Annotated in this window: 16 protein-coding genes and 1 pseudogene; 7 read left to right on the top strand and 10 right to left on the bottom strand. The window is 60.9% G+C overall.

Annotated elements, in window-relative coordinates:
• Window positions 1-4: 4 nt before the first annotated feature.
• The 3 genes from RS887_RS01685 to RS887_RS01675 form a co-directional block, all read right to left on the bottom strand.
• Window positions 5-1,216: a nitrate/nitrite transporter gene (locus RS887_RS01685; RefSeq protein ID WP_007971497.1), complete on the bottom strand. Its 1,212-nt coding sequence runs from the start codon at window positions 1,214-1,216 to the stop codon at window positions 5-7.
• Between the two features lie 328 nt (window positions 1,217-1,544).
• Window positions 1,545-2,120 (bottom strand): ANTAR domain-containing response regulator, encoded by a 576-nt coding sequence (locus tag RS887_RS01680; protein ID WP_322614149.1) that lies wholly within the window; start codon window positions 2,118-2,120, stop codon window positions 1,545-1,547.
• Between the two features lie 15 nt (window positions 2,121-2,135).
• The gene (locus RS887_RS01675; RefSeq protein ID WP_322614148.1) at window positions 2,136-3,347 is read right to left on the bottom strand and encodes a CmpA/NrtA family ABC transporter substrate-binding protein; all 1,212 of its coding nucleotides are present in this window, start codon (window positions 3,345-3,347) and stop codon (window positions 2,136-2,138) included.
• A 228-nt stretch (window positions 3,348-3,575) separates the two neighbouring features.
• Between RS887_RS01675 and RS887_RS01670 the strand changes: the two genes are divergently transcribed.
• Entirely contained in the window at window positions 3,576-4,595 is a 1,020-nt protein-coding gene (locus RS887_RS01670; RefSeq protein ID WP_008021844.1) for a quinone-dependent dihydroorotate dehydrogenase, read from the top strand.
• A gap of 265 nt (window positions 4,596-4,860) precedes the next feature.
• Here the strand turns inward: RS887_RS01670 and rmf are convergent, their stop codons facing one another.
• Window positions 4,861-5,076, bottom strand: coding sequence for a ribosome modulation factor (gene rmf, locus RS887_RS01665; RefSeq protein ID WP_003223300.1), 216 nt, complete (start codon window positions 5,074-5,076; stop codon window positions 4,861-4,863).
• Window positions 5,077-5,606: 530 nt separating this feature from the next.
• Between rmf and rlmKL the strand changes: the two genes are divergently transcribed.
• Together rlmKL and RS887_RS01655 are read left to right on the top strand one after the other, a co-directional pair.
• On the top strand, window positions 5,607-7,877 hold the full coding sequence (rlmKL, locus tag RS887_RS01660) for a bifunctional 23S rRNA (guanine(2069)-N(7))-methyltransferase RlmK/23S rRNA (guanine(2445)-N(2))-methyltransferase RlmL (RefSeq protein ID WP_322614147.1): 2,271 nt from the start codon (window positions 5,607-5,609) through the stop codon (window positions 7,875-7,877).
• A 205-nt stretch (window positions 7,878-8,082) separates the two neighbouring features.
• Window positions 8,083-10,482 (top strand): diguanylate cyclase, encoded by a 2,400-nt coding sequence (locus RS887_RS01655; RefSeq protein WP_322614146.1) that lies wholly within the window; start codon window positions 8,083-8,085, stop codon window positions 10,480-10,482.
• Between the two features lie 125 nt (window positions 10,483-10,607).
• Here RS887_RS01655 and dacB read toward each other — a convergent pair.
• Window positions 10,608-12,067 (bottom strand): annotated as a pseudogene (dacB, locus tag RS887_RS01650) (D-alanyl-D-alanine carboxypeptidase/D-alanyl-D-alanine-endopeptidase).
• A 234-nt stretch (window positions 12,068-12,301) separates the two neighbouring features.
• Here dacB and RS887_RS01645 point away from each other — a divergent pair.
• The gene (locus RS887_RS01645; protein ID WP_007971486.1) at window positions 12,302-12,646 is read left to right on the top strand and encodes a YggL family protein; all 345 of its coding nucleotides are present in this window, start codon (window positions 12,302-12,304) and stop codon (window positions 12,644-12,646) included.
• Between the two features lie 113 nt (window positions 12,647-12,759).
• On the opposite strand, the gene RS887_RS01635 is transcribed toward RS887_RS01645, so the two are convergent.
• Window positions 12,760-13,974 (bottom strand): benzoate/H(+) symporter BenE family transporter, encoded by a 1,215-nt coding sequence (locus tag RS887_RS01635; protein ID WP_322614145.1) that lies wholly within the window; start codon window positions 13,972-13,974, stop codon window positions 12,760-12,762.
• 343 nt (window positions 13,975-14,317) lie between these two features.
• Between RS887_RS01635 and RS887_RS01630 the strand changes: the two genes are divergently transcribed.
• A complete protein-coding gene (locus tag RS887_RS01630) occupies window positions 14,318-15,082 on the top strand; it encodes a GntR family transcriptional regulator (protein ID WP_008021853.1) in 765 nt (254 codons plus the stop codon).
• A gap of 162 nt (window positions 15,083-15,244) precedes the next feature.
• Here RS887_RS01630 and guaD read toward each other — a convergent pair whose 3' ends face one another.
• The 4 genes from guaD to xdhA all read right to left on the bottom strand — a co-directional run bounded on the left by guaD (window position 15,245) and on the right by xdhA (window position 21,383).
• The gene (gene guaD / locus RS887_RS01625; RefSeq protein ID WP_322614144.1) at window positions 15,245-16,549 is read right to left on the bottom strand and encodes a guanine deaminase; all 1,305 of its coding nucleotides are present in this window, start codon (window positions 16,547-16,549) and stop codon (window positions 15,245-15,247) included.
• 8 nt (window positions 16,550-16,557) lie between these two features.
• Window positions 16,558-17,400 (bottom strand): xanthine dehydrogenase accessory protein XdhC, encoded by an 843-nt coding sequence (xdhC, locus tag RS887_RS01620; protein WP_322614143.1) that lies wholly within the window; start codon window positions 17,398-17,400, stop codon window positions 16,558-16,560.
• A gap of 136 nt (window positions 17,401-17,536) precedes the next feature.
• Complete coding sequence (xdhB, locus tag RS887_RS01615; protein ID WP_322614142.1) at window positions 17,537-19,936, bottom strand: xanthine dehydrogenase molybdopterin binding subunit; 2,400 nt, start codon at window positions 19,934-19,936, stop codon at window positions 17,537-17,539.
• Entirely contained in the window at window positions 19,929-21,383 is a 1,455-nt protein-coding gene (gene xdhA, locus RS887_RS01610; RefSeq protein ID WP_322614141.1) for a xanthine dehydrogenase small subunit, read from the bottom strand. The genes xdhB and xdhA overlap by 8 nt, the downstream gene beginning before the upstream one ends.
• A 276-nt stretch (window positions 21,384-21,659) precedes the next feature.
• Here xdhA and RS887_RS01605 point away from each other — a divergent pair, with 276 nt between their 5' ends.
• Together RS887_RS01605 and smc are read left to right on the top strand one after the other, a co-directional pair.
• Window positions 21,660-22,319 (top strand): GntR family transcriptional regulator, encoded by a 660-nt coding sequence (locus RS887_RS01605; RefSeq protein ID WP_322614140.1) that lies wholly within the window; start codon window positions 21,660-21,662, stop codon window positions 22,317-22,319.
• Between the two features lie 2 nt (window positions 22,320-22,321).
• Window positions 22,322-25,810 carry a chromosome segregation protein SMC gene (gene smc / locus RS887_RS01600; RefSeq protein WP_322614139.1) on the top strand — a complete coding sequence of 1,163 codons (3,489 nt, stop codon included), beginning with the start codon at window positions 22,322-22,324 and terminating at the stop codon, window positions 25,808-25,810.
• Window positions 25,811-25,899: the final 89 nt, after the last annotated feature.

Here is a 25,899-nt window from a genome sequence, read left to right as displayed (position 1 = left end):
GACCTCAGACCCGCGCAGCCGTCACGGCGGCCGAACCCCAGGTGGTTCTCCAGCGCCGTTTCACGCCGTGCAGGCCGAACCAGGCCAGTACGCCGAGGCTGGCGAACAACCACAGCGCCAGTTGATAGCTGCCGGTGCTTTGCTTGATCGCGCCCATGCCGGCCGCGAGGGCAAAACCACCGATGCCGCCCGCCATGCCGATCAGGCCGGTCATCACGCCGATTTCCCGACGAAACCGCTGCGGCACCAACTGGAATACCGCGCCATTGCCTGCACCCAGACCGAGCATGGTGCAGACGAAAAGCGCCAGTGCGGCGTAGGAATTCGGCAGGTTGAACCCGACAGCGGTAATGCAGATCGCCGCGACGGTGTACATCGCCAGCAAGGTCCGAATACCGCCGAAACGGTCAGCCAGCGCGCCGCCCAAGGGGCGCATCAGGCTGCCACCAAACACGCAGGCAGCAGTGTAGTAGCCGGCAGTGACCGGGCTCAGGCCGTACTGGTCGTTGAAATAACCGGGCAGGGCGCTGGCCAGGCCGATGAAGCCGCCGAACGTCACACTGTAGAAAAACATGAACCACCAGCTGTCACGATCGCCCAGGGCCTTGAAGTAGTCGGCCATGGATTTGGCTTTTGGCCGCTCGGGGGCGTTTTTGGCCAGCCAGGCGAAGACGATCAGGGTCAGAATCAGCGGAATCAGGGCGAAGCCGAACACGTTGCTCCAGCCAAACGCCGCCGCCAGCACCGGGGCGATCAATGCGGCGAACACCGTGCCCGAGTTCCCCGCACCGGCGATGCCCATGGCCTTGCCTTGGTGCTGCGGCGGATACCACTGCGATGCCAACGGCAGGGCGACGGCGAAAGAAGCGCCGGCCATGCCGAGGAACAGCCCCAGCAGCAACGCTTGCTCGTAGCTGTGGATACCGAGTTTCCAGGCGCCGAACAGGGCGCAGATCACGATGACCTGACCGATCAGGCCGGCAGTTTTGGGCGACAGACGATCAGCCAGCATCCCCATGACAAAACGCAAGACCGCCCCGGCCAGAATGGGTGTGGCCACCACCAGCCCGCGTTGCTGCGTTGTCAGGTGCAGGTCGGCGGCGATCTGTACCGCCAAGGGGCCGAGCAGATACCAGACCATGAAGCTCAGGTCGAAATAGAGGAAGGCTGCGAACAATGTGGGTGTATGGCCAGATTTCCAGAAGCTTGAATTCATCGCGCACCTCAGCTGTGAAGAGTCTCGGAAGGAGTCATGAGCTTGCAGGTGGGGCGCCGTTACGGCCGCACCACCGGCCCCGTGCTGTGGGGCCAAAACGAAAAAACGCCGCGACCCGATTCGCCAGGGGCAAATGAGGTGCGCGACGTCTTTGTCGTAGGTGGGGCAACCGCCGTTGGTTACCTGTGGTGATTACTTAGCGAGATTTGTGCCAACACTCGAAACCGAGTTGCAGCCATTCGCGAGCAAGCCCGCTCCCACATTTGATCGCGGTCGAATGTGGGAGCGGGCTTGCTCGCGAAGGCGATAGATCATTCACCACTGGGCTTCAGCCGAGCAATTCGCTCATGGCAATGATCTGCTCCGCCACTTGAATCAGCTTCTGCTGTCGGCTCATCGCCTGGCGGCGCATCAGGGTGTAGGCCTCTTCCTCGTTGCAACTCTTCATTTTCATCAGCAGCCCTTTGGCCAGTTCGATGCGCTTGCGCTCAGCCAATTGCTGGTCGCGGGCATGCAACTGGGCACGCAGGGCCTGGTCGCTTTCGAAGCGCGCCATGGCCACATCGAGAATCGGCTGCAGGCGTTGTGCGTGAATGCCTTCGACGATGTAGGCACTGACCCCGGACTTGATCGCCTGTCGCATCACCTCGGGGTCGTGCTCGTCGGTGAACATCACAATCGGTCGGGGCTGGTCGCGAGTCACCAGCACCACTTGTTCCATGACATCGCGCCCCGGTGACTCGGTATCGATCAGGATTACATCCGGACGCACCGTTTCGACGCGTTCGGGCAAGTCGATGGTCAGGCCGGATTCATCAATCACTTCGAAACCGGCCTCGGTCAGGGCGGCCTTCAGGCGTCCGACTTTTTTGGCAGTGTCGTTGATCAGCAGGATACGCAGCATGTTCGTGGTCTCCTGTCAGTGGCTGGCGGATCGGTGCGAGCTGTCGCTCATGGCGTGCAGTTTGAAGCTGCGGGCATAACCGGCCGGGTCCGAACCGTCCCAGATTTTGCCGTCGATCAACTGACTGCTACGCATTTCCTCGGCCGACGAAGCGACGCCGACGGCACTGGCGGCCTGACGGTAGAGGTCCAGTTGCTGGACCTGCCGGGCCACCGCGAGATAGTCGGGGTCATCGCGCAACAAACCCCAGCGGCGGAACTGGGTCATGAACCACATGCCGTCGGACAGGTACGGCAGGTTGACCTCGCCATCCCCGTGCAAGCGCAGCGCGTGCGGGTCTTGCCAGCGATGGCCAAGGCCGTCGGCGTAATCACCCAGCAGGCGCGGTTCGATGCAGTCCAGTGGTGCGTCAAGGTACTGCGCGGCACTGAGCAATTGTGCGGTACTGCGGCGATTCTCGGTGCTTTCTTCGATGAAACGGCTGGCTTCCAGGACCGCCATCACCAATGCCCGCGCGGTATTGGGGTATTGCTCGACGAATGCGCGGGTGCAGCCGAGGACTTTTTCCGGATGATCGGGCCAGAGGGTCTGGGTCGTGGCCAGGGTGAAGCCCAGGTCCTGTTGCACGGCGCTGGCAGACCAGGGTTCGCCGACGCAGAATCCGTCGATACGCCCGGCTCGCAGGTGCGCGACCATTTGCGGTGGCGGCACCACTACGCTGTCGACATCCAGCAGCGGGTGAATGCCCTGGCTGGCGAGCCAGTAATACAGCCACATGGCATGGGTGCCGGTTGGAAACGTCTGGGCGAAGGTGAGTTTTGAGCGAGTTTGGTGCACGTGCCGATCCAGTGCTTCAGGACTGGTCACTCCCAGCGCCTGCAAGCCGCGGGACAGATTGATGCTCTGGCCGTTCTGATTCAGGCCCATCAGCACGGCCATGTCGGTCGCGGCCACGCCACCGATGCCCAGGTGAACGGCGTAGACCAGGCCGTAGAGACTATGGGCAGCATCGAGTTCGCCGCTGACCAGTTTGTCCCGCAGGTTGGCCCAGGACGATTGGCGCTTGAGGTTCAGGGTCAAGCCATGGGGCTGGGCGAAGCCCTGGGTGGCGGCGACAACCACCGAGGCGCAGTCGCTCAGGGCCATGAAGCCGAGATTGATTTCGGTTTTCTCCGGGGCATCGCTGCCATTGACCCAGGCCAGAGGGCCGGCTGACGGTTCGTTCATCGCGTGATCACCTTGCAAAAAAAACGTCGTCCCGAGTGCTTGCATGAGCAGGCCGGGGACGACGCCATTGTCTTTGCACACATTCCGTCGTTGGCATGGGTGCTGGTGCCTTAAGTGGTGCAAGGCATATGCCATTAACCGTTGATTTGCTCACGCGCCTCGCTTGCCACCCCGTTGCCCGGCTATAATCGCCGCCTCAATTCGCCGCCAATCGAGTCAAATCCGCCCATGTACACCCTGGCCCGTCAGCTGTTGTTCAAACTCTCCCCGGAAACCTCCCACGATCTGTCCCTGGACCTGATCGGCGCGGGCGGACGTCTTGGGCTCAACGGCTTGCTGTGCAAGGCCCCGGCGAAGACGCCGGTGAATGTCATGGGCCTGGACTTCCCGAATCCGGTGGGGCTGGCCGCCGGCCTGGACAAGAACGGCGCGGCCATCGATGGTTTCGCCCAACTGGGTTTCGGTTTTGTCGAAATCGGCACCATCACGCCGCGTCCGCAGCCGGGTAACCCGAAGCCACGCCTGTTCCGCCTGCCGGAAGCCGAGGCGATCATCAATCGCATGGGCTTCAACAACCTCGGCGTCGATCACCTGCTGGCCCGTGTGGCGGCGGCCAAGTACAAGGGCGTGCTGGGCATCAACATCGGCAAGAACTTCGATACGCCGGTCGAGCGTGCCGTGGACGACTACCTGATCTGCCTGGACAAGGTTTACGCCCACGCCAGCTATGTGACGGTCAACGTCAGTTCGCCAAACACGCCGGGCCTGCGCAGCCTGCAATTCGGTGACTCGCTCAAGCAGTTGCTGGCTGATCTGGCCGAGCGCCGTGCGGAGCTGGCCCTGCGTCATGGCAAGCATGTACCGCTGGCGATCAAGATCGCGCCGGACATGAGCGACGAAGAAACCGCGCAGGTTGCGCAAGCGCTGATCGAAACCGGAATGGATGCCGTCATCGCCACCAACACCACCCTGAGCCGCGTAGGCGTCGAAGGCATGGAGCATGGCGACGAGGCCGGTGGTCTGTCTGGCGCCCCGGTTCGCGACAAGAGCACCCACACCGTGAAAGTGCTGGCATCGGAGCTGGGTGGTCGCCTGCCGATCATCGCTGCCGGTGGCATTACCGAAGGCAAGCACGCCGCGGAGAAAATCACCGCTGGCGCGAGCCTGGTGCAGATCTATTCGGGCTTCATCTACAAAGGCCCGGCGCTGATTCGTGAGTCGGTAGACGCCATCGCAGCCCTGCGCTGAGCCCTTGTAGGAGCGAGCTTGCTCCGGGCGGCGTTCCGACGATGGACTCGAGAACACCGCGTGTATCCAGAAAGCACGCGTTATCGTTGACGTCCATCGCGAGCGAGCTCGCTCCTACAGGGGGGATTGTTCTGGGCCAACGAGCAGGCATAAAAAAGGGCTCCTTAAAAGGAGCCCCTGGGCCGGAGCCCGCCGTCCGGATGGGACGTGCGTGGTTAATTCAGTACAAAATCAGATTGTCGTGTCGGAGTGTTGTGCCCTGTAATTAGCCGACGGCGTGAAGTTCGTTGAGTCTGTGGATTCCCGCAGTGCCGGTCATACCGTCCCAGTTGTCGCCGCGTCCTTCTCGCCAGCCGTTGATCCAGGCTTGACGTACCGACGGTAGAGTAAATGGGCAAAGCTCACGGGATTTGCCACCAACGCCATATTGATATCCGCGCAAAAACGCTCTTTCCAACGGATCACGCTTAAGTCTTCTCATAGGGTGTTGCCCTCACTTGTTGACTGTATGTATCGCGTCGACCTCAATCGAGGTCTGGCAGAAATGTCTGCCGTTGGCGGCTCGCTGCCGGCGTGGCGAGCCAAGGTGTTGGCGTCCGTTGTGGCGCCAACCTGTATTGAGTTCTAACCAATGCGTCACATCGAGGGAATGATCGTTTTGTCATAAGGACGTAACTATTAATGTGCTAAGGCCATAAGTAACAGCGTGTTTGTAGCGTATTTATTGGCCAAACCCCGGTATGATCGGCCCTGCGCTGGATGATGGGCTTAATCCTTTAGTGAGAATGGCTCCCGTTGCCGGGAAGCACTATTCGACGAAGGGTCGACTTATGACATTTTGTTGCATCAACTTTTTTATCTGCCCTTGCATCTAAGCTCATTTAACCCGGGCAGCAAGGGTGGAACGGCACACCTTCGTGCCACGCGGGCGCTCTTCGAGAAAAGCGCCTGATTGAAAACCGGACCGGCAATGCGTTGCCCGGTCACTCAGCTAAAGGTTCTGGAATTCCCATGTCCGATCGTTTCGAACTCTTCCTCACTTGCCCAAAAGGCCTTGAAGGCCTGCTCATCGAGGAAGCCGTCGGGCTTGGCCTTGAGGAAGCGCGGGAGCACACCTCTGCCGTGCGCGGCATGGCCACCATGGAAACCGCTTATCGCCTGTGCCTGTGGTCGCGCCTGGCCAACCGCGTGCTGCTGGTGCTCAAGCGTTTCCCGATGAAGGACGCCGAAGACCTGTACCACGGCGTGCTGGACATCGAGTGGGAAGACCACATGCTCAATGACGGCACCCTGGCCGTCGAATTCAGCGGCCATGGCTCGGGTATCGACAACACCCACTTCGGCGCGCTGAAGGTCAAGGACGCCATCGTCGACAAGTTGCGCACCCCGCAAGGCGACCGTCCGTCCATCGACAAGCTCAATCCGGACCTGCGCATCCACCTGCGCCTGGACCGCGGCGAAGCCATTCTGTCCCTCGACCTGTCTGGTCACAGCCTGCACCAGCGCGGTTATCGCCTGCAGCAAGGTGCGGCGCCGCTCAAGGAAAACCTCGCGGCCGCCATCCTGATCCGTTCCGGCTGGCCGCGTATCGCGGCCGAAGGCGGTGCACTGGCCGACCCGATGTGCGGTGTCGGCACCTTCCTGGTGGAAGCGGCGATGATCGCCGCCGACATCGCGCCGAACCTGCGTCGCGAGCAGTGGGGCTTCACCGCCTGGCTCGGTCACGTTCCGGCGCTGTGGAAAAAACTCCACGAAGAGGCGTCCGAGCGCGCAGCGGCCGGACTGGCCAAGCCACCGCTGTGGATTCGCGGCTACGAAGCCGATCCACGGCTGATTCAACCGGGCCGTAACAACGTCGAACGGGCCGGCCTGAGCGAGTGGATCAAGATCTATCAGGGTGAAGTCGCGACTTTCGAGCCGCGCCCGGACCAGAACCAGAAAGGCCTGGTGATCTGCAACCCTCCGTACGGCGAGCGTCTGGGCGACGAGGCGAGCCTGCTCTACCTCTACCAGAACCTCGGCGAGCGCCTGCGTCAGGCCTGCCTGAACTGGGAAGCGGCGGTATTCACCGGCGCGCCGGACCTGGGCAAGCGCATGGGCATCCGCAGCCACAAGCAGTATTCGTTCTGGAACGGCGCCTTGCCGTGCAAGCTGCTGCTGATCAAAGTGCTGCCGGACCAGTTCGTCACTGGCGAGCGCCGTACCCCGGAGCAACGCCAGGTCGAGCGTGAGCAAGCCGCCTATGATCAGGCGCCAAACGAGCCGCTGGAACGCAAGTTCAACAAGAACGGCAACCCGATCAAACCGACGCCGGCACCGGCTCCGGTGGTCGAGCAGCCGCGCCTGAGCGAAGGCGGGCAGATGTTCGCCAACCGCCTGCAAAAGAACCTCAAGGCCATGGGCAAATGGGTCAAGCGTGAAGACATCGACTGCTACCGCGTCTACGATGCCGACATGCCGGAATACTCCATGGCCATCGACCTGTATCACGATTGGGTCCATGTGCAGGAGTACGCCGCGCCGAAATCCATCGACCCGGAAAAAGCCTCGGCCCGCATGTTCGATGCCCTGGCTGCCATCCCGCAGGCGTTGAGCATCGACAAGAGCCGAGTAGTGGTCAAGCGCCGCGAGCGTCAGAGTGGCACCAAGCAGTACGAACGCCAGGCGGCGCAGGGCAAGTTTGTCGAGGTCAATGAAGGTGGCGTGAAGCTGCTGGTGAACCTCACCGACTACCTCGATACCGGTCTGTTCCTCGACCATCGGCCGATGCGCATGCGTATCCAGAAAGAGGCGGCCGGCAAACGCTTCCTCAATCTGTTCTGCTATACCGCAACGGCCAGTGTGCATGCGGCCAAGGGCGGCGCGCGCAGCACCACCAGTGTCGACTTGTCGAAAACCTATCTGGACTGGGCGCGTCGCAACCTGTCGCTGAACGGTTTTTCCGACAAGAACCGCCTGGAGCAGGGCGATGTGATGGCGTGGCTCGAAGCCAGTCGTGACGAGTACGACCTGATCTTCATCGACCCGCCGACGTTCTCCAACTCCAAGCGCATGGAAGGCGTGTTCGACGTGCAGCGCGACCAGGTGCAACTGATCGACCTGGCCATGGCGCGACTGGCGCCTGGTGGTGTGTTGTACTTCTCCAACAACTTCCGCAAGTTCGAACTGGAGGCCAATCTCGGCGAGCGTTATGCGGTCGAGGACATCACCGCCCAGACCATCGACCCGGATTTTGCCCGCAACGCCAAGATCCATCGCGCCTGGAAAATCACGGCTCGTTAAACAGCTGTGCTGATTCACTGTAGGAGCGAGCTCTGCTCGCGATGGACTCAAGAACACCGCGTGCATTCAGAAAGCACGTGTTTTCGTTATCGTCCATCGCGAGCAGGCTCGCTCCTACAGTACTAGTCAAATTAGTGGCTAATAGCTATAACTCAACTCATGGCCAAAGGGCTTTCCCGCACCTGGCGTTTTGAGTTTGCGTTTTATGTCGTTGCACGCCGTGCGCCCCAAGATCCTGGGTTTTCTCAGCGAAGATGTCTCGGCCTGGCTGGTCGCGCTGCTGGTGTTACTTGTCGGCGGGGTGCTCACGGGTTTGCTGGCGTGGTCGACGCTGAATCTGTTTCACCATCAATTGCGGCAACGCTTTCAACTGCTGGCCAGTGAGCGTTACAGCCGTATCGAAGAGCGTTTCGAAGATCAGGAGCAGCGCCTTGATGGCCTGCGCCGTTTTTTCGCCAATTCCAGTTTTGTTTCCCGTGCGGAATTCGACGGTTATACCCAGCCTTTGCTGCTGCGAACCCAAGCCTATTCCTATGCGGAACGGGTTACCGGCGAGCAGCGGGCGGCGTTCGAGCGCCGTGTGCGCGACGAAGGCTTGAGTAACTTCACCCTGCGCGAACTCGATGCCGACGGTCAGCTGAAACTGGCGGGCGAACGCAACGAGTACGTGGTGGTGCTTTATAGCCAGACCCAAAGCAAACTCGGGTCTCCCCTTGGTTACGACTTGCTGGCCCAGCCGCTGCGGCGCGCCACGCTCGATCGGGCCGATCAGCGTAGCGACATGGCGGTGTCGCAGCCGATGCATCTGGTGAGTATCGAGCCGGCTTATGCACGGGGGGTGTTGCTGGTCGCGCCGGTCACGCAGCGCAACAGTCAAGACCACAAGGCCACGAAGCCCTACGGTTATGTCATGGCAGTGATCAGCATGCGCCAGTTGCTGGCGGACGGGCTGCCGGAAGCGAGCCATGATTATCTATCGGTGCGCATCCTCGATTTGTCGACCGACGACCAGCACGAGGTGCTGTTCGAGTCGCCCAACCCGCCGGCGATCAGCGAGTTGTCCGCCACGCGCCTGTTGCGCATGGCCGACCATGACTATCAAGTTGATATCCAGCCCAGTGCAGCGTTCATCCAGGCCAATCATTCATCTGTGACCAGTGTGGTGGTGCTGGGTGGTTTGCTCAGCGTGTTGCTCAGTGCCTTGCTGTATGTGTTGGTCAGCCAGCGCCAGAGGGCGTTGAAGCTGGTCGAGCAACGCACCCAGGAGCTGCGCGATCGAGAACAAGAACTGCGCGGCACCCATGGTCAGTTGCGTGGCGTGCTGAATGCCGCCACCCAGGTTGCGATCATCGCCACTGACCTGCGCGGCGTCATCAGCACTTTCAACGCAGGTGCCGAGCAGATGCTTGGCTACGCCAGTGCCGATGTGGTCGGCCATATGACCCTGGAGAACCTGCACCTGCCTCGGGAACTGGCCGCTCGCTCGGTAGAGTTGAGTGCACGCTATGGCAAACCGGTGCCAGCCTGTCACGCGATGCTGGTCGAAGGCGACATGGAGGGCAGCCACGAGGCGCGGGAGTGGACGCTGGTGCGCGGCGATGGCAGCCATTTGATGGTCAACATGCTCGCGACTCCGGTGCTCGACGAGCAAGGCCTGTGGGTCGGGCACCTGGCGGTGTGCATCGATATCACCGAACGCAAACGGGTCCATGAAGCGCTCGCGGCGCGGGACCTGCTGTTGAAAAAACTCAGCGCCCACGTGCCCGGTGGCATCTACCAGTTCAAGATGGAGTTCGACGGGCGCTTCAGTGTGATCTACGCCAGCGACGGCATTCGCGAGATCTACGAGCTGGAACCCGACGTGCTGCTGCTCAATGCCGAGTCGATCTTCACCCGGATTCACCCGCAGGACACCACCCGTGTCCGCGCCTCGATCCGCGCCTCGGCCGACACGCTCAGCCCGTGGCGCGAAGAATACCGCGTGCAACTGCCGCAACGTGGATTGCGTTGGGTTCGCGGCGAAGCCACTCCGGAGGAACTGCCCGGTGGTGGTGTGCTGTGGCACGGCTACGTCTCGGACATTTCCGATATGAAGCGGGTGGAAGAAGAGTTGCGCGCGTTGTCGGTCACCGACTCGCTGACCGGTATCCACAACCGGCGTTATTTCCAGGAGCGTCTGACCACCGAAATGGCCAGGGTAGAGCGCGGCGGTGGGGATTTGTCGGTGATCATGCTCGATATCGACCATTTCAAGCGCATCAATGACCTGCATGGCCATGCCATCGGTGATCGGGTGTTGCAGGCAGTGTGCCAACGGATCGGCCACCGGCTGCGTCGCACCGATGTGTTCTGCCGCTTGGGCGGTGAGGAGTTCATGGTGCTGTGCCCGGATATCAATGGCGAACATGCCTATGTATTGGCCCAGCAATTGTGGCAAGGCTTGCGCAGTTCACCCATTGAAGGTGTGGGTACGGTCACGGCCAGTTTCGGGATTGCCAGCTGGCGGGTCGGGGAGGGCGCCGATGCCTTGCTATTGCGCGCGGATTCGGGGGTTTATGCGGCTAAACAGGCAGGAAGGGATCGTGTGGAAGAGGAAATGAACTGACCCAGGCTGTACGCAGTTAATGTGGGAGCGGGCTTGCTCGCGAAGACGGCGGCACATCCAACATCGATGTGACTGACAAATCGCCTTCGCGAGCAAGCCCGCTCCCACAAGGGTTATGTGGTGCTTTACAGAACCGAAGCCGTCTGCGGCATTTTCGGTTGACGGTACAGGTCGAGCAGCACCTGATCCAGCACCGAAGAGGCGCCGAACGGGGCCTTGTCGTTGAGGATCGCCACCACCGCCCAGGTGTTGCCGTTGACGTCGCGACTGAACCCGGCAATCGCCCGCACGGTGTTCAGGGTGCCGGTCTTGACGTGGGCTTCGCCGCGCATCGCCGTGGTCTTGAGGCGCTTGCGCATGGTGCCGTCGGTGCCGGCAATCGGCATCGAGCTGATGTATTCGGCGGCATACGGGCTGTGCCACGCCGCTTCGAGCATCGAAGCCATTTCCCGGGCGCTGACGCGCTCGGAGCGGGACAGGCCGGAGCCGTTCTCCATCACCAGATGCGGCGCGGTGATGCCCTTTTTCGCCAGCCACTGACGCACCACACGCTGGGCGGCCTTGGCGTCGTCGCCATCGGCATCGGTGCGGAAGCGTTGGCCGAGGCTCAGGAACAACTGCTGGGCCATGGTGTTGTTACTGTACTTGTTGATGTCGCGGATGACTTCCGCCAGGTCTGGAGAGAACGCCCGGGCCAGTACCTTGGCATCTTTGGGTGTTGGCGCCAGCACATCCTTGCCCTGGATGCTGCCACCCAGTTCCTTCCAGATCGCACGGACGGCGCCGGCGGTGTAGGTCGCATGGTCGAGCAGCGACAGGTAAGTCTGCGAGCTGCAACCTTCACCCAGTTGACCGCCGACTGTCACGGTCACGCTGCCATCGGCCTGTGCTACCGGGTTGTAGCGCACGCCACCGGTGCATTGCTTGGAATTGAGGGCTTTGACCTGGTTGTCGATGCGGATGCTCGCAATCGGCGGTTCCACCGAGACCAATACCTTGCCCGAATCATTGCGCGCGACGAAGCGCAGGGCCTTGAGGTTGACCAGCAGCGAGTCGGGTTTGACCAGGAACGGTTTGTTTTCGTCGTTGCCGTCGTCATTGAACTCCGGCAGTTGCGGTTGCACGAAGAAGGTTTTATCCAGCACCAGGTCGCCGGTGACCTGGGTGACACCATTGGCACGCAGGTCACGCATCAGCAGCCAGAGTTTTTCCATGTTCAGCTTCGGATCGCCGCCACCCTTGAGGTAGAGGTTGCCGTTGAGGATGCCGCCACTGAGGGTACCGTCGGTGTAGAACTCGGTTTTCCACTGGTGGTTCGGGCCGAGCATTTCCAGGGCCGCGTAGGTGGTGACCAGTTTCATGGTCGACGCCGGGTTGACCGAGACGTCTGCATTGAACACCGTCGGGGTGCCGGGACCGGTGAGCGGGATCATCACCAGCGACAGGGCGTTGTCCTGCAACTTGCTGGCTTTCAGGGCTTTTTCAACATTGGGCGACAACGCAGTGTTGATGGGCGCTGCGGAAACGGAGAAGGCCAGGGGAGAGAAAAACCGGCCAACAGCAATGGACGCAAAGATTTGATCATCTGAAATAAAACCCTACAGCCGAGGGGGAATAAGACGAGGGCATAGAGATAAATTCCCTCAATGGTCATGAAAGTGTCGGCATTATGCCCCAAGGTGTCGCTGCTTGTGCCGTGCGCGGGCTGTCTGACAGGCTATTTTTTTACCGACGGTAGGCATCGTGGCCCAGAGAGTCAGGCAATCGGCGGCTTAAACTGCTAAAGTGCCGCCCGTTATTACTTAAGAGGATTGTTCCAATGGCGACTAACCGTTCCCAGCGTCTGCGCAAAAAACTGTGCGTCGATGAATTTCAAGAGCTGGGTTTCGAACTGAACCTGGATTTCAAAGAAGATTTGGCTGATGAAGCCATTGATGCTTTCCTCGATGCGTTCCTCAAAGAAGCCATGGAAGCCAACGGTCTGGGCTATGTTGGCGGCGACGACTACGGTCTGGTTTGCCTGCAGAAGCGTGGCTCGGTCAGCGCTGAACAGCGCGCTGCCGTTGAAGCCTGGCTCAAAGGCCGCACCGAGCTGACCAGCGTTGAAGTCAGCCCGCTGCTGGACGTTTGGTACCCGGAAAAGCCGATCAATCCGGTAGCTTGATGTTCTGAAAAAACGGCGACCCGAGGGTCGCCGTTTTTTTATGCCTGCTCTTTGTAGGAGCGAGCTTGCTCGCGATGAACCTGAGAGCGCCGCGGGGTGTCAGGTTTCCAGCGTTATCGTTGAAGACCATCGCGAGCAGGCTCGCTCCCACAGTTGAGGATCAGCAGCGTCACCACCCCCGCGACAATCCCCCAGAACGCCGAACCGATGGAAAACAGCGTCAGCCCCGATGCCGTGACCATGAAGGTGATCAGCGCGGCTTCACGCTCCTTCACGACGCTCATGGCAATGCTCAAGCCGTTGATGATCGAGCCAAACAGCGCCAGCGCAGCAATCGACAGCACCAGCTCCTTGGGCAGCGCGGCAAACAATGCGGCGAGCGTCGCGCCGAACACGCCGGCAAACCCGTAGAAAATCCCGCACCAGACGGCGGCGGTGTAGCGCTTGTTGCGATCCTCATGGGCGTGCGGCCCGGTGCAGATTGCTGCGCTGATCGCCGCCAGGTTGATCCCGTGGGAGCCGAATGGTGCCAACAGCAAGCTGGCGATGCCGGTGGTGGTGATCAGCGGCGAGGCTGGCACCGTGTAACCATCGGCGCGCAATACGGCGATACCGGGCATGTTCTGTGATGTCATGGCGACGACAAACAGCGGGATGCCGATGCTGATGGTCGCTGCCAGGGAAAAGTGCGGCGTGGTCCAGACCGGCGTGGCCACCTCCAGGTGAAAACCGCTGAAGTCCAGCAGCCCCATGAAGCCTGACAATGCCGTGCCGATCAGCAATGCCGCCAACACCGCATAGCGTGGCGACAGGCGCTTGACCAGCAGATAAGTGACAAACATCCCCAATACGAGGGCGGTGCGGTGTTGCGCAGCGACGAAGATCTCGCTGCCGATCTTGAACAGGATCCCTGCCAGCAGGGCGGCGGCCAAGGATGCCGGGATTTTTTTCACCAGCCGTTCGAAGCTGCCGGTCAGCCCGCAAATCGTCACCAGTACCGCGCAGGTAATATAGGCACCAATGGCTTCACCGTAGCTTACACCGCCCAGGCTGGTGATCAGCAGCGCGGCACCGGGGGTCGACCAGGCAATGGTGATCGGCGTGCGATAGCGCAGGGACAGGCTAATGGAGCACACCGCCATGCCGATGGAAATCGCCCAGATCCACGAAGAAATCTGCCCGCTGCTCAGGCCCGCCGCTTGCCCGGCCTGAAACATCAGCACCAGGGAGCTGGTGTAGCCGGTCATCATGGCGATGAACCCGGCGACGATGGCCGAGGTCGAGGTGTCGGCCAGTGGGCGGAGCTGCGTGTGCGTGGCGTCGTTCATGACGGCGGTGTTCCTTATACCAATGAAGATGTCCGCAGCGATGCAGAGCCTTGTGGGAGCGGGCTTGCTCGCGAAGAGGGTGTGTCAGTCGACATTGATGTGGCTGACAGACTGCATTCGCGAGCAAGCCCGCTCCCACAGGAGGGCGGATTCTGCGAACAAGCCTAAACTCAAAAGTAACCAGACGTTGCGATACAGCCGAGGCAACATTCAGCCGTACAGTCGTGTTGCCACCATCCATTGTGTACAATCGTGGTGTTTTTTACGCGATACTTGCCAGCGACCCACTGTGCCGTATTACAGTCACCGTCAATTCGCCGCAGTTCTTCCGACTCGAGTGCCCATGAACGAACAGTTGCAACCCCTAAAGAAACAACCGCGAGCAGGCAAAGCCGGCCGCAGCGGTACCCAGGATGATATTGTCTACGCGCATATCTTCGAGGCCATCCTCGAGCAGCGTCTGGCGCCCGGCACCAAGTTGAGCGAAGAAGCGCTGGGGGAAATTTTCGGGGTCAGCCGCACCATCATTCGCCGCGCCTTGTCGCGCCTGGCCCATGAAGGCGTGGTGCTGCTGCGTCCGAATCGCGGCGCCGTCGTCGCCAGCCCGAGCGTCGAAGAGGCGCGACAGGTGTTCATGGCCCGGCGTCTGGTCGAGCGCGCGATCACCGAATTGGCGGTGCAGCACGCCACCGCCGAGCAGATTGCCGAATTGCGCCAGATGGTCAATGACGAGCGCGACAGCTTTTCCCGTGGGGATCGTGGTGCCGGCATCCGCCTGTCGGGCGAATTCCACTTGAAACTGGCCGAAGCGGCGAAGAACGCCCCGTTGATCAGCTTCCAGCGCAGCCTGGTGTCCCAGACTTCGCTGATCATCGCCCAGTACGAAAGCGGCAACCGCTCCCACTGCTCCTACGACGAGCACACCCAACTGATCGATGCCATCGAAAAACGCGACGCTGAACTGGCGGTCGACCTGATGATGCATCACATGGATCACATCGACAGCAAGCTCAACCTCGACGAGGAAAGTGCTTCGGATGATCTGCATGCGGTGTTCTCGCATTTGTTGCAGACCAAGAAGCCAGGGCGTTCGCCAGCGAAAATCTGACCTGTGGGAGCGAGCTTGCTCGCGATGAACCTGAGGACGCCACGGGGTGTCAGGCTTCCCGCGTGATCGTTAACGACCATCGCGAGCAAGCTCGCTCCTACAGGGCATAAAAAATCCCCCGGAATCTGATGATCACGGGGAATTTTTTATGCCCGGAATAGCTTAGCGCTGATGCACCAGATTCCCCGCCGCATAAGTCTGCAGCACCGTCCGGTCATCCCCCAGCGTCATCAACACGAACAACGTCTCGGCGATGTTATGGGCCTGCTTCAGGCGATAGCCCAGCAGCGGCGTGGCGTTGTAGTCCAGCACCAGGAAGTCGGCGTCGGTGCCAGGTTGCAGGTTGCCGATCTTGTCCTCCAGGCGCAGCGCACGGGCGCCACCGAGGGTGGCCAGGTACAGCGACTTGAACGGGCTCAGGCGTGCACCTTGCAGCTGCATGACCTTGTAGGCTTCGTTGAGGGTTTGCAGCAGCGAGAAACTGGTGCCGCCGCCCACATCGGTGCCGATGCCGACATTGAGTTTGTGCTTCTCGGCCATCGGCAAGTTGAACAGGCCACTGCCGAGGAAGAAGTTCGAGGTCGGGCAGAACGAAATGGCCGAACCGGTTTCTGCCAGTCGCGCGCACTCGTCATCGCACAGGTGCACGCCGTGGGCGAACACCGAGCGCTCGCCGAGCAACTGGTAGTGATCGTAGACGTCCAGGTAGCCCTTGCGCTCCGGGAACAGTTCCTTGACCCACTCGATTTCCTTGAGGTTTTCGCTGATGTGGGTCTGCATGTACAGATCCGGGTATTCAGTCAGCAACTGGCCGGCCAGGGTGAGCTGTTCCGGGGTGCTGGTCGGTGCGAAGCGTGGGGTGACGGCGTAGTGCAGGCGACCCTTGCCGTGCCAGCGCTCGATCAATGCCTTGCTTTCCAGATAGCTGGATTCAGCGGTGTCGGTCAGGTAGTCCGGCGCGTTGCGGTCCATCATCACCTTGCCGGCGATCATCCGCAGGTCCAACTGTTCGGCCGCCTCGAAGAACGAGTTCACCGATTGCGGATGCACGCTGCCGAACACCAGCGCAGTGGTGGTGCCGTTGCGCAGCAGTTCCTTGATGAAAATGTCCGCGACTTCGTCGGCGTGTGCCTTGTCGGCGAACTGGCTTTCGCACGGGAAAGTGTAGGTGTTGAGCCAGTCCAGCAATTGTTCGCCGTAGGCACCGACCATGCCGGTTTGCGGCAAATGGATGTGGGTATCGATAAAGCCGGGAGTGATCAGTGCGTCCTGATAGTGGGTGATTTCGACGTCAGCCGCCAGGGTCGGCAGCAGTTCGCTGGCGTGGCCGAGGGCGCTGATCCGGCCGTTGTCCACAACCAGCAAACCGTCTTCGAAATACTCGTAGGAGGCTTCGATGCCCACGATGGCAGGGTCGGCGATGCTGTGCAGGATGGCGGCGCGGTAGGCTTTGCGAGTCAGAGGCATGAGAATTCTCAGTTGGAGGCTTGGCTGCGGCGTGACGCAGGCAGCAGTTTGGCAATCGATCCGGCGCTGGCGGTGTGCTGACCGAAATTCGCGTTATAGGTGGCGATGATTTCGCCGGCGATGGAGATGGCGATTTCCACAGGCAACTTGCCTTTGACTTCGCCGATGCCCATCGGGCAGCGCATGCGTTGCACGACGCTGGTGTCGAAGCCGCGGTCGCGCAGGCGATGTTCGAACTTCACGCGTTTGGTCTTCGAGCCGATCAGGCCGAAGTAGGCGAAGTCGTTGCGTTTGAGGATCGCAGCGGTCAGTTCGAGGTCGAGTTGATGGTTGTGGGTCATCACGATGCAATAACTGCCAGCGGGCAGGTCGTCGACTTCATCCACCGGTTCTTCGCTGACGATCTTGCGCACGCCATGGGGGATCTGCTCCGGGAATTCATCTTCCCGCGAGTCGATCCAGCGCACCCGGCAAGGCAGGCTGGCCAGCAGTGGCACCAGCGCCCGGCCCACATGGCCGGCACCGAACACGGCGATCTGCGCCTGTACCTGGCCCATCGGTTCGAACAGCAATACCGTTGCACCACCGCAGCATTGGCCGAGGCTGGCGCCGAGGCTGAAACGCTCCAGATGGGTATCCTGTTTGCCGCTGGCCAGCATCTCGCGGGCAATCTGCATGGCTTTGTATTCCAGGTGTCCGCCACCGATGGTGTCGAAGGCCTGGTTCGCGCTGATGACCATCTTCGAGCCGGCATTGCGCGGCGTCGAGCCGAGCTCTTCGATGATGGTTATCAGCACGCAGGGCTCACCCCGGTTTTGCAGGTCGGCGAGGGCGTCGATCCAGTTGTACATGTTCACCTCGACATTGTTGTTGTCTGTTCGGGCGTCTTCGCGAGCAAGCCCGCTCCCACATTGGATTTGCATAAGTCCACAAATCAGCACATAACCCTGTGGGAGCGGGCTTGCTCGCGAAGGCCGCGCCTCGGTCCTAGAGCGAAGCCAACTCGGTTTCAGCCTCGACAGCTTTCGCCGCCTTCAACTGGCGCATCTGCTCACAGCCCCACAACACCCGCTCCGGAGTCGCCGGTGCATCGATTTTCGGTTGATGCTTGTAGTCGCCCAGGCTCGCCACGGCGTCCTTGATTGCACACCACGAGGCGATGCCGAGCATGAACGGCGGCTCGCCCACGGCCTTGGAATGGAACACCGTGTCCTCAGGGTTCTTGCGGTTTTCCACCAGCTTCACCCGCAGGTCCAGGGGCATGTCCGCTACGGCCGGGATCTTGTAGCTGGCCGGGCCGTTGGTCATCAGCTTGCCCTTGTTGTTCCACACCAGCTCTTCCATGGTCAGCCAGCCCATGCCCTGGATGAAACCGCCCTCGACCTGACCGATGTCGATGGCCGGGTTCAGCGAGGCGCCGACGTCGTGGAGGATGTCGGTGCGCAGCATCTTGTATTCGCCGGTCAGGGTGTCGACCAGCACTTCGCAGCACGCCGCACCAAAGGCGAAGTAGTAGAACGGCCGGCCACGGGCCTGGCTGCGGTCGTAGTAGATTTTCGGGGTCTTGTAGAAGCCGGTGCTCGACAGCGATACCTGGGCGAAGTACGCCTGCTGGATCAACGCTTCGAACGTCAGGATGTGATCGCGAACCCGCACATGACCGTTGTGGAATTCCACGTCCTCTTCGCTGACCTTGTATTGGCGGGCCGCGAATTCCACCAGCCGTTTCTTGATGGTTTCCGCCGCGTTCTGCGCGGCCTTGCCGTTCAGGTCGGCACCGCTGGAAGCGGCGGTCGGCGAGGTGTTCGGTACTTTGTCGGTGTTGGTCGCAGTGATTTGCACGCGGTCCATTTCCACCTGGAACACTTCGGCCACCACCTGCGCGACCTTGGTGTTCAGGCCCTGGCCCATTTCGGTGCCGCCGTGGTTCAGGTGGATGCTGCCGTCGGTGTAGACGTGCACCAAGGCACCTGCCTGGTTGAGGAAGCTGGCGGTGAAGGAAATGCCGAATTTCACCGGCGTCAGCGCCAGGCCTTTTTTCAGGATCGGGCTGTTGGCGTTGTAGCGACGGATGGCTTCGCGACGCTCGGCGTACTGGCTGCTTTCTTCCAGTTCGGCGGTCATCTCTTCGAGCATGTTGTGCTCGACGGTCTGGTAGTAATGGGTGACGTTGCGTTCGGTCTTGCCGTAATAGTTGGCCTTGCGCACCGCCAGCGGGTCGAGGTTCAGATGCCGGGCAATCGCGTCCATCACTTCTTCGATGGCGACCATGCCTTGCGGGCCGCCGAAACCACGGTAGGCGGTGTTCGACGCAGTGTTCGTCTTGCAGCGATAACCGTTGATGGTCGCGTCGCCCAGGTAGTACGAGTTGTCGGAGTGGAACATGGCACGGTCAACAATCGAGTTCGACAGGTCCGGCGAGCAGCCGCAGTTACCCGCCAGTTCCAGCTGGATGCCATGCAGGCGCCCGCTGTCGTCGAAGCCCACGTCGTATTCGACATAGAACGGATGGCGCTTGCCGGTCATCAGCATGTCTTCGACCCGTGGCAGGCGCATCTTGGTCGGTTGGCCGGTCAGGTGCGCGATCACCGCGCACAGGCAGGCCGGGCTCGCGGCCTGGGTTTCCTTGCCGCCGAAACCGCCGCCCATGCGGCGCATGTCGACGACGATCTTGTTCATCGACACGTCCAGCACTTCCGCTACCAGTTTTTGCACTTCGGTGGGGTTCTGGGTCGAGCAGTAGACGATCATGCCGCCATCTTCGGTCGGCATCACCGAAGAGATCTGGGTTTCCAGGTAGAAGTGTTCCTGGCCGCCGATATGCAAGGTGCCTTGAATGCGGTGCTCGGCGGTGGCCAGCGCCGTGACCGAATCGCCACGCTTGTGAGTGTGGCTTTCCAGTACGAAGTGGCGTTTGCGCAGGGCTTCGACCACATCCAGCACGGGCTCGAGGTCTTCGTATTCGATGATCGCGGCCATGGCCGCCTTGCGCGCGGTTTCCAGGTCTTTCGCGGCAACGGCGACCACCGGTTGACCGACGAATTGCACGGTATCGATGGCCAGCAGCGGATCGCCGGGCAGCAATGGGCCGATGTCTTTCAGGCCCGGTACGTCTTCGTGGGTAATGGCGATGCGCACGCCTTCGAAGGCGTAGCAGGGCGCGGTGTCGATGCTGATGATCCGCGCGTGGGCGCGGTCCGACATGCGTGCATAAACGTGCAACTGGTTCGGAAACTCCAGGCGATCGTCGATGTACTGCGCTTCACCGGCGACATGCTTGGCGGCGCTGTCGTGCTTGACGCTGCGGCCGACACCGGTGGTCAGGTCCTTGGCGAACAGTTCAGCCAATTCGGCTTGGGTCTTCTCTACGGCGTGATGATTAGACATAAGCGGTCACCCGAGTCTCGATGTGCGGTGTTTGCAGTTCGATGAAGTATTTGCGCAGCAGGTTTTGCGCACTGAGCAGGCGATATTCCTTGCTGGCGCGGAAGTCCGAGAGCGGCGTGAAATCTTCGCCCAGGGCCGCGCAGGCGCGTTCAACGGTGGCGTTGTTGAATGGCGAACCAAGCAATGCGGCCTCGCAAGCAGCGGCGCGTTTCGGGATGGCCGCCATGCCGCCGAAGGCGACGCGGGCCTCGGCGACTACGCCGTTTTCCAGACGAATGTTGAAGGCGGCGCACACGGCGGAAATGTCGTCGTCCAGACGCTTGGAGACTTTGTAGGCGCGGAACAGTTTTTCGACGCTGGCGCGCGGCACGATGATCTTCTCGATGAACTCGCTTTCCTGGCGCGCGGTGACGCGGTAATCGATGAAGTAATCTTCCAGCGCCAGGGTGCGGCGGGTTTCGCCTTTGCACAGCACGATTTGCGCGCCGAGGGCGATCAGCAGGGGCGGCGAGTCACCAATCGGCGAGGCGTTGCCGATATTGCCGCCGAGGGTGCCCTGGTTGCGGATCTGCAAGGAGGCGAAGCGGTGCAGCAATTCACCGAAGTCCGGGTACTCGGCGTTCAAGGCCTCGTAGCAGTCGGAAAGGGCCGTGGCGGCGCCGATTTCCAGACGATCGTCAAAACGTTCGATGCGTTTCATCTCGGCGACGTTGCCGACGTAGATCATCACCGGCAGGGTGCGGTGGAACTGCGTGACTTCCAGTGCCAGGTCGGTACCGCCGGCCAACAGGCGGGCCTGCGGATAAGCGTCGTAGAGATCGGCCAGGTCGGCCACGGTCAACGGCACCAGGCAGCGTTTGTCGCCGCTGTTGAGTTCGCCGATATCGGTAGGGGCAATGGCTTTCAGGCGCGCGATGGTGTCGGCCTCGCGGGCGTCGAACTGGTCCGGTTGCTTGCCGCAGCAGGACTGTTCGGCGGCTTCCAGGATCGGCCGGTAGCCGGTGCAGCGGCAGAGATTGCCGGCCAGTGCTTCGTGGGCCTTGGCATGATCGGGTGCATCGCTGTTCTTTTGCAGGGCAAACAGCGACATCACGAAACCGGGGGTACAGAAGCCGCATTGCGAACCGTGGCACTCGACCATGGCTTTCTGCACGCTGTGCAGTTGCCCTTTGTGCTTGAGGTCTTCAACGCTGATCAGTTGTTTGCCGTGCAGGGACGAGACGAAGGTCAGGCACGAGTTGAGGCTGCGATAGCGAATGTGTTCGCGGCCGTCATCATCCGTTTGCAATTCGCCGACCACCACGGTGCAGGCGCCGCAGTCACCGCTGGCGCAGCCTTCTTTGGTGCCGGGCTTGCCTACATGGTCGCGCAGATAATTGAGCACGGTCAGGTTCGGGTCCAGGGCGTGCTCGCTACGGAGTTCCTGGTTTAGTAAAAACTGGATCACGGAAGGCCTCGCAGACTCATTATTGTTGTTAACCGATAGGACCGAATTTAGCAGGTCTGACTTTTCGGTCAATGATTTTCTGACTTAAAGGTCAGGAAATTGCATTTTGTCGATCAACCACCTGTTCCTTAATTATTGTCGTTGGTTCGATAGCCTGCCTTTTTGCTTGAATTAGCTTGAATCGTGCCAAAAACCACCGGGCGGGCACTCCGCCCTGACGCAGCAATTGCGCTACACTGCGCCGCTTGTACAGATCGAAGAGTTTGAAGGACAACCATGACGTTCAAGGCGCCGGACAGCCTCGCCGAACAAATCGCTCACCACCTCGCCGAACGCATCATTCGCGGCGAAATGAAGCCCGGGGAGCGCATCCAGGAACAGAAGGTCACGCTGGCCCTCAATGTCAGCCGTGGTTCGGTCCGTGAGGCCTTGCTGATTCTCGAGCGTCGGCACCTGATCGCGATCCTGCCGCGACGTGGCGCCCACGTGACCGAGCTCACCGCGCATAAGGTGCAGAGCCTGTGCACGCTGATGAGCGAGATGTACATCCTGTTGGCCAACTCCGTGGCCAGTGGCTGGAAAGTCCAGGCCGACCTGGCGCCGTTCGTGCAGATTCAGCAGCGCCTGACCGCCAGCTACGAGCGCCAGGACATCCACACCTTCGTCGACGACAGTTTCAACGTGATGCGTGCCACCTATGGGTTTGCCAACAACCCGTACTTGCAGGAAACCGTCGAGAATCTGCAGCCGGCCATGAGTCGTGCCTATTTCCTTGCCCTGGACCAGCGCAAGGCGTCGATGAGCGAGTTCCTGGAACTGTTCGAACGCTTGCTCGCGGCCGTGATCGCCCGTGACTTTGCGCAGATTCGCGTGGTACTGACGGCTTACGCCCAGCGCAGTTGCGATCTGGTGATCTCCGCTCTGACGGACGCCTGAGCGTGCGCCTAAAGTGCATCAAGCTGGCGGGGTTCAAGTCCTTCGTCGACCCGACCACGGTGAACTTCCCCAGTAACATGGCGGCAGTGGTCGGGCCCAATGGCTGCGGCAAATCGAACATCATCGACGCCGTGCGTTGGGTAATGGGCGAGAGTTCGGCGAAGAACCTGCGCGGCGAGTCGATGACCGACGTCATCTTCAACGGTTCCACCAGCCGCAAGCCGGTGAGCCAGGCGAGCATCGAACTGGTGTTCGATAACTCCGACGGGACACTGCTCGGCGAGTACGCTGCCTATGCGGAAATTTCCATTCGCCGCAAAGTGACTCGCGACAGCCAGACCACCTATTACCTCAACGGCACCAAATGCCGGCGCCGCGACATCACTGACATCTTCCTCGGCACCGGCCTTGGCCCGCGCAGCTACTCGATCATCGAGCAGGGGATGATCTCCAAGCTGATCGAGTCCAAGCCCGAAGACCTGCGCAACTTCATCGAAGAAGCGGCCGGGATCTCCAAGTACAAGGAGCGCCGGCGCGAGACGGAAAACCGTATCCGGCGCACCCACGAAAACCTTGAGCGCCTCACCGACCTGCGCGAAGAGCTTGAGCGTCAGCTCGAACGCTTGCACCGCCAGGCGGAGGCTGCCAGGAAGTATCAGGAATACAAGGGCGAGGAGCGTCAGCTCAAGGCCCAACTGTCGGCCCTGCGCTGGCAGGCGTTGAACGATCAGATCGGCCAGCGTGAAGCGATCATCGGTAACCAGGAGGTTTCCTTCGAAGCCCTGGTGGCCGAACAACGCAATGCCGACGCGAGCATCGAACGCCTGCGTGACGGGCACCACGACCTGTCGGAGCGCTTCAATCTGGTGCAAGGGCGCTTCTACTCGGTCGGCGGCGACATTGCCCGGGTCGAGCAGAGCATCCAGCACGGCCAGCAGCGTCTGCGGCAATTGCAGGACGACCTGAAAGAAGCCGAGCGCGCACGCCTGGAAACCGAATCGCACCTGGGCCACGACCGCACGCTGCTGCTGACCCTCGGCGAAGAGCTGGACATGCTCACCCCGGAACAGGAAGTCACCAGCGCCGCCGCCGAAGAGGCCGCTGCCGCGCTGGAAGAATCCGAAACCACCATGCATGGCTGGCAAGAGCAGTGGGATACGTTCAACCTCACCGCCGCCGAGCCGCGCCGTCAGGCCGAAGTGCAGCAGTCGCGGATCCAGCAGCTGGAAACCAGCCTTGAGCGCCTGGCCGATCGGCAGAAACGTCTTGGTGAAGAGCGCGCCTTGCTCTCGGCGGACCCGGAAGACGCGGCGATCATGGCGCTCAGCGAGCAGCTCGCTGAATCCGAAGCAACCCTTGAGGATTTGCAGACCAGCGAAGAAGCGCAGGTCGAAAAGCTTGAGCAATTGCGGCAGGAACTGCAGCAGGCGCTGTCGGCGCAACAACAGGCCCAGGGCGATTTGCAGCGACTCAACGGTAGACTGGCTTCGCTTGAAGCCTTGCAGCAAGCCGCGCTCGACCCAGGCACTGGTACCGCCGAGTGGTTGCGCGAACAAAATCTCGCGGATCGTCCGCGCCTGGCCGAAGGCCTGAAGGTTGAAGCCGGTTGGGAACTGGCGGTGGAAACCGTGCTCGGTGCCGACCTGCAAGCGGTGCTGGTGGACGATTTCAACGATTTCGATCTGTCGGGCTTTGCCCAGGGCGACTTGCGTTTGCTCAGCCCGGCCAGCGATGGCGTGCGCGTGCCGGGCAGCCTGCTGGACAAGGTCGAGGCACAGATCGACCTGTCGCCATGGCTGGGGCAGGTCAAGCCGGTCGACAGCCTTGAACAGGCCTTGGCCTTGCGCGGGCAACTGGCTGCCGGGCAGAGCCTGATCAGCCGTGATGGTTACTGGGTCGGACGGCATTTTCTGCGTGTGCGCCGGGCCAGTGAAGCGGAAAGCGGCGTGCTCGCCCGTGGTCAGGAAATCCAGCAACTGGGCCATGAGCGCGAAGCGCTTGAAGCCGCTGTCGAAACCCTGGAAACCCAACTTCAGAATCTCAGGGCGCAGCAGCGTCAGCAGGAAAACGGTCGCGAACATTTGCGCCGCTTGCTGCAGGACGAAGCGCGTCAGCAAGGTGAGTTGAAGGCTCAACTGTCGGCCGGCAAAGCCAAGGTCGAGCAATTGACCCTGCGCCGTACCCGCCTCGACGAAGAACTCACCGAACTGGACGAGCAGCGGGCCCTGGAGCACGAAAACATCGGTGAAGCGCGCCTGCAATTGCAGGAAGCCCTCGACAGCATGGCGCAGGACACCGAGCAGCGTGAGCTGCTGCTGGCGCAGCGCGACAGTTTGCGTGAGCGCCTGGACCGGGTGCGTCAGGAAGCGCGGCAACACAAGGATCACGCCCACCAGTTGGCGGTGCGTTTGGGTTCGCTCAAGGCACAGCATGATTCGACGCGTCAGGCGCTGGAGCGGCTGGAGATGCAGTCCGAGCGGCTGACCGAAAAACGCGAGCAACTGAGCCTCAATCTGGAGGAGGGCGAAGCGCCACTGGAAGAATTGCGTTTGAGGCTCGAGGAGTTGCTCGACAAACGCATGACCGTCGACGAAGAACTCAAGACCGCGCAGATCGCCCTCGAAGACGCCGACCGCGAATTGCGCGAAGCCGAGAAGCGCCGCAGCCAGGCCGAACAACAATCCCAGTTGATTCGCGGTCAGCTCGAAACCCAGCGTATGGAATGGCAAGCCCTGACCGTGCGCCGCAAGACCTTGCAGGACCAGTTGCTGGAAGACGGCTACGATCTCCACGGCGTACTCGCGACATTGACTGCCGAGGCCAGCGAGAAGGAAGCCGAGGACGAACTCGAGCGCATCGCCGCGAGGATTCAGCGCCTGGGTGCGATCAACCTGGCGGCCATCGATGAGTACCAGCAACAATCGGAGCGTAAACGTTATCTGGATGCCCAGAACGACGATCTGGTGGAAGCCCTTGAAACCCTTGAGAACGTGATTCGCAAGATCGACAAGGAAACCCGCAACCGATTCAAGGATACCTTTGATCAGATCAATGGCGGTTTACAGGCGCTTTTCCCGAAAGTTTTCGGTGGAGGCCGCGCGTATTTGGAACTGACGGGCGAAGATTTACTCGATACAGGGGTAACAATCATGGCGCAGCCGCCAGGGAAGAAGAACAGCACCATCCATTTGCTCTCCGGTGGCGAAAAAGCCCTGACCGCACTGGCCCTGGTTTTTGCGATCTTCAAGTTGAACCCGGCGCCGTTCTGCATGCTCGATGAGGTTGACGCGCCACTGGATGACGCTAACGTTGGACGCTACGCGCGATTGGTAAAAGAGATGTCACAGACAGTGCAGTTCATCTATATCACCCACAACAAGATCGCCATGGAAATGGCCGAACAGCTGATGGGGGTGACGATGCACGAACCCGGTTGTTCGCGTCTGGTGGCAGTGGATGTCGAGGAGGCGATGGCGATGGTGGACGCCTGAGTCGTGGTTGCAGGAAGGGATGTTTATGGCTTGTAGGACTCTTTTCCACGCTTCGACTTGCTGGCCAATCGACATATTCGCGCTAGCCA

The sequence above is a fragment of the Pseudomonas sp. BIC9C genome (assembly GCF_034541995.1).
Taxonomy (GTDB): Bacteria; Pseudomonadota; Gammaproteobacteria; order Pseudomonadales; family Pseudomonadaceae; genus Aquipseudomonas; species Aquipseudomonas fluorescens_CC.
This window is presented reverse-complemented; position numbering and strand designations above follow the sequence as displayed.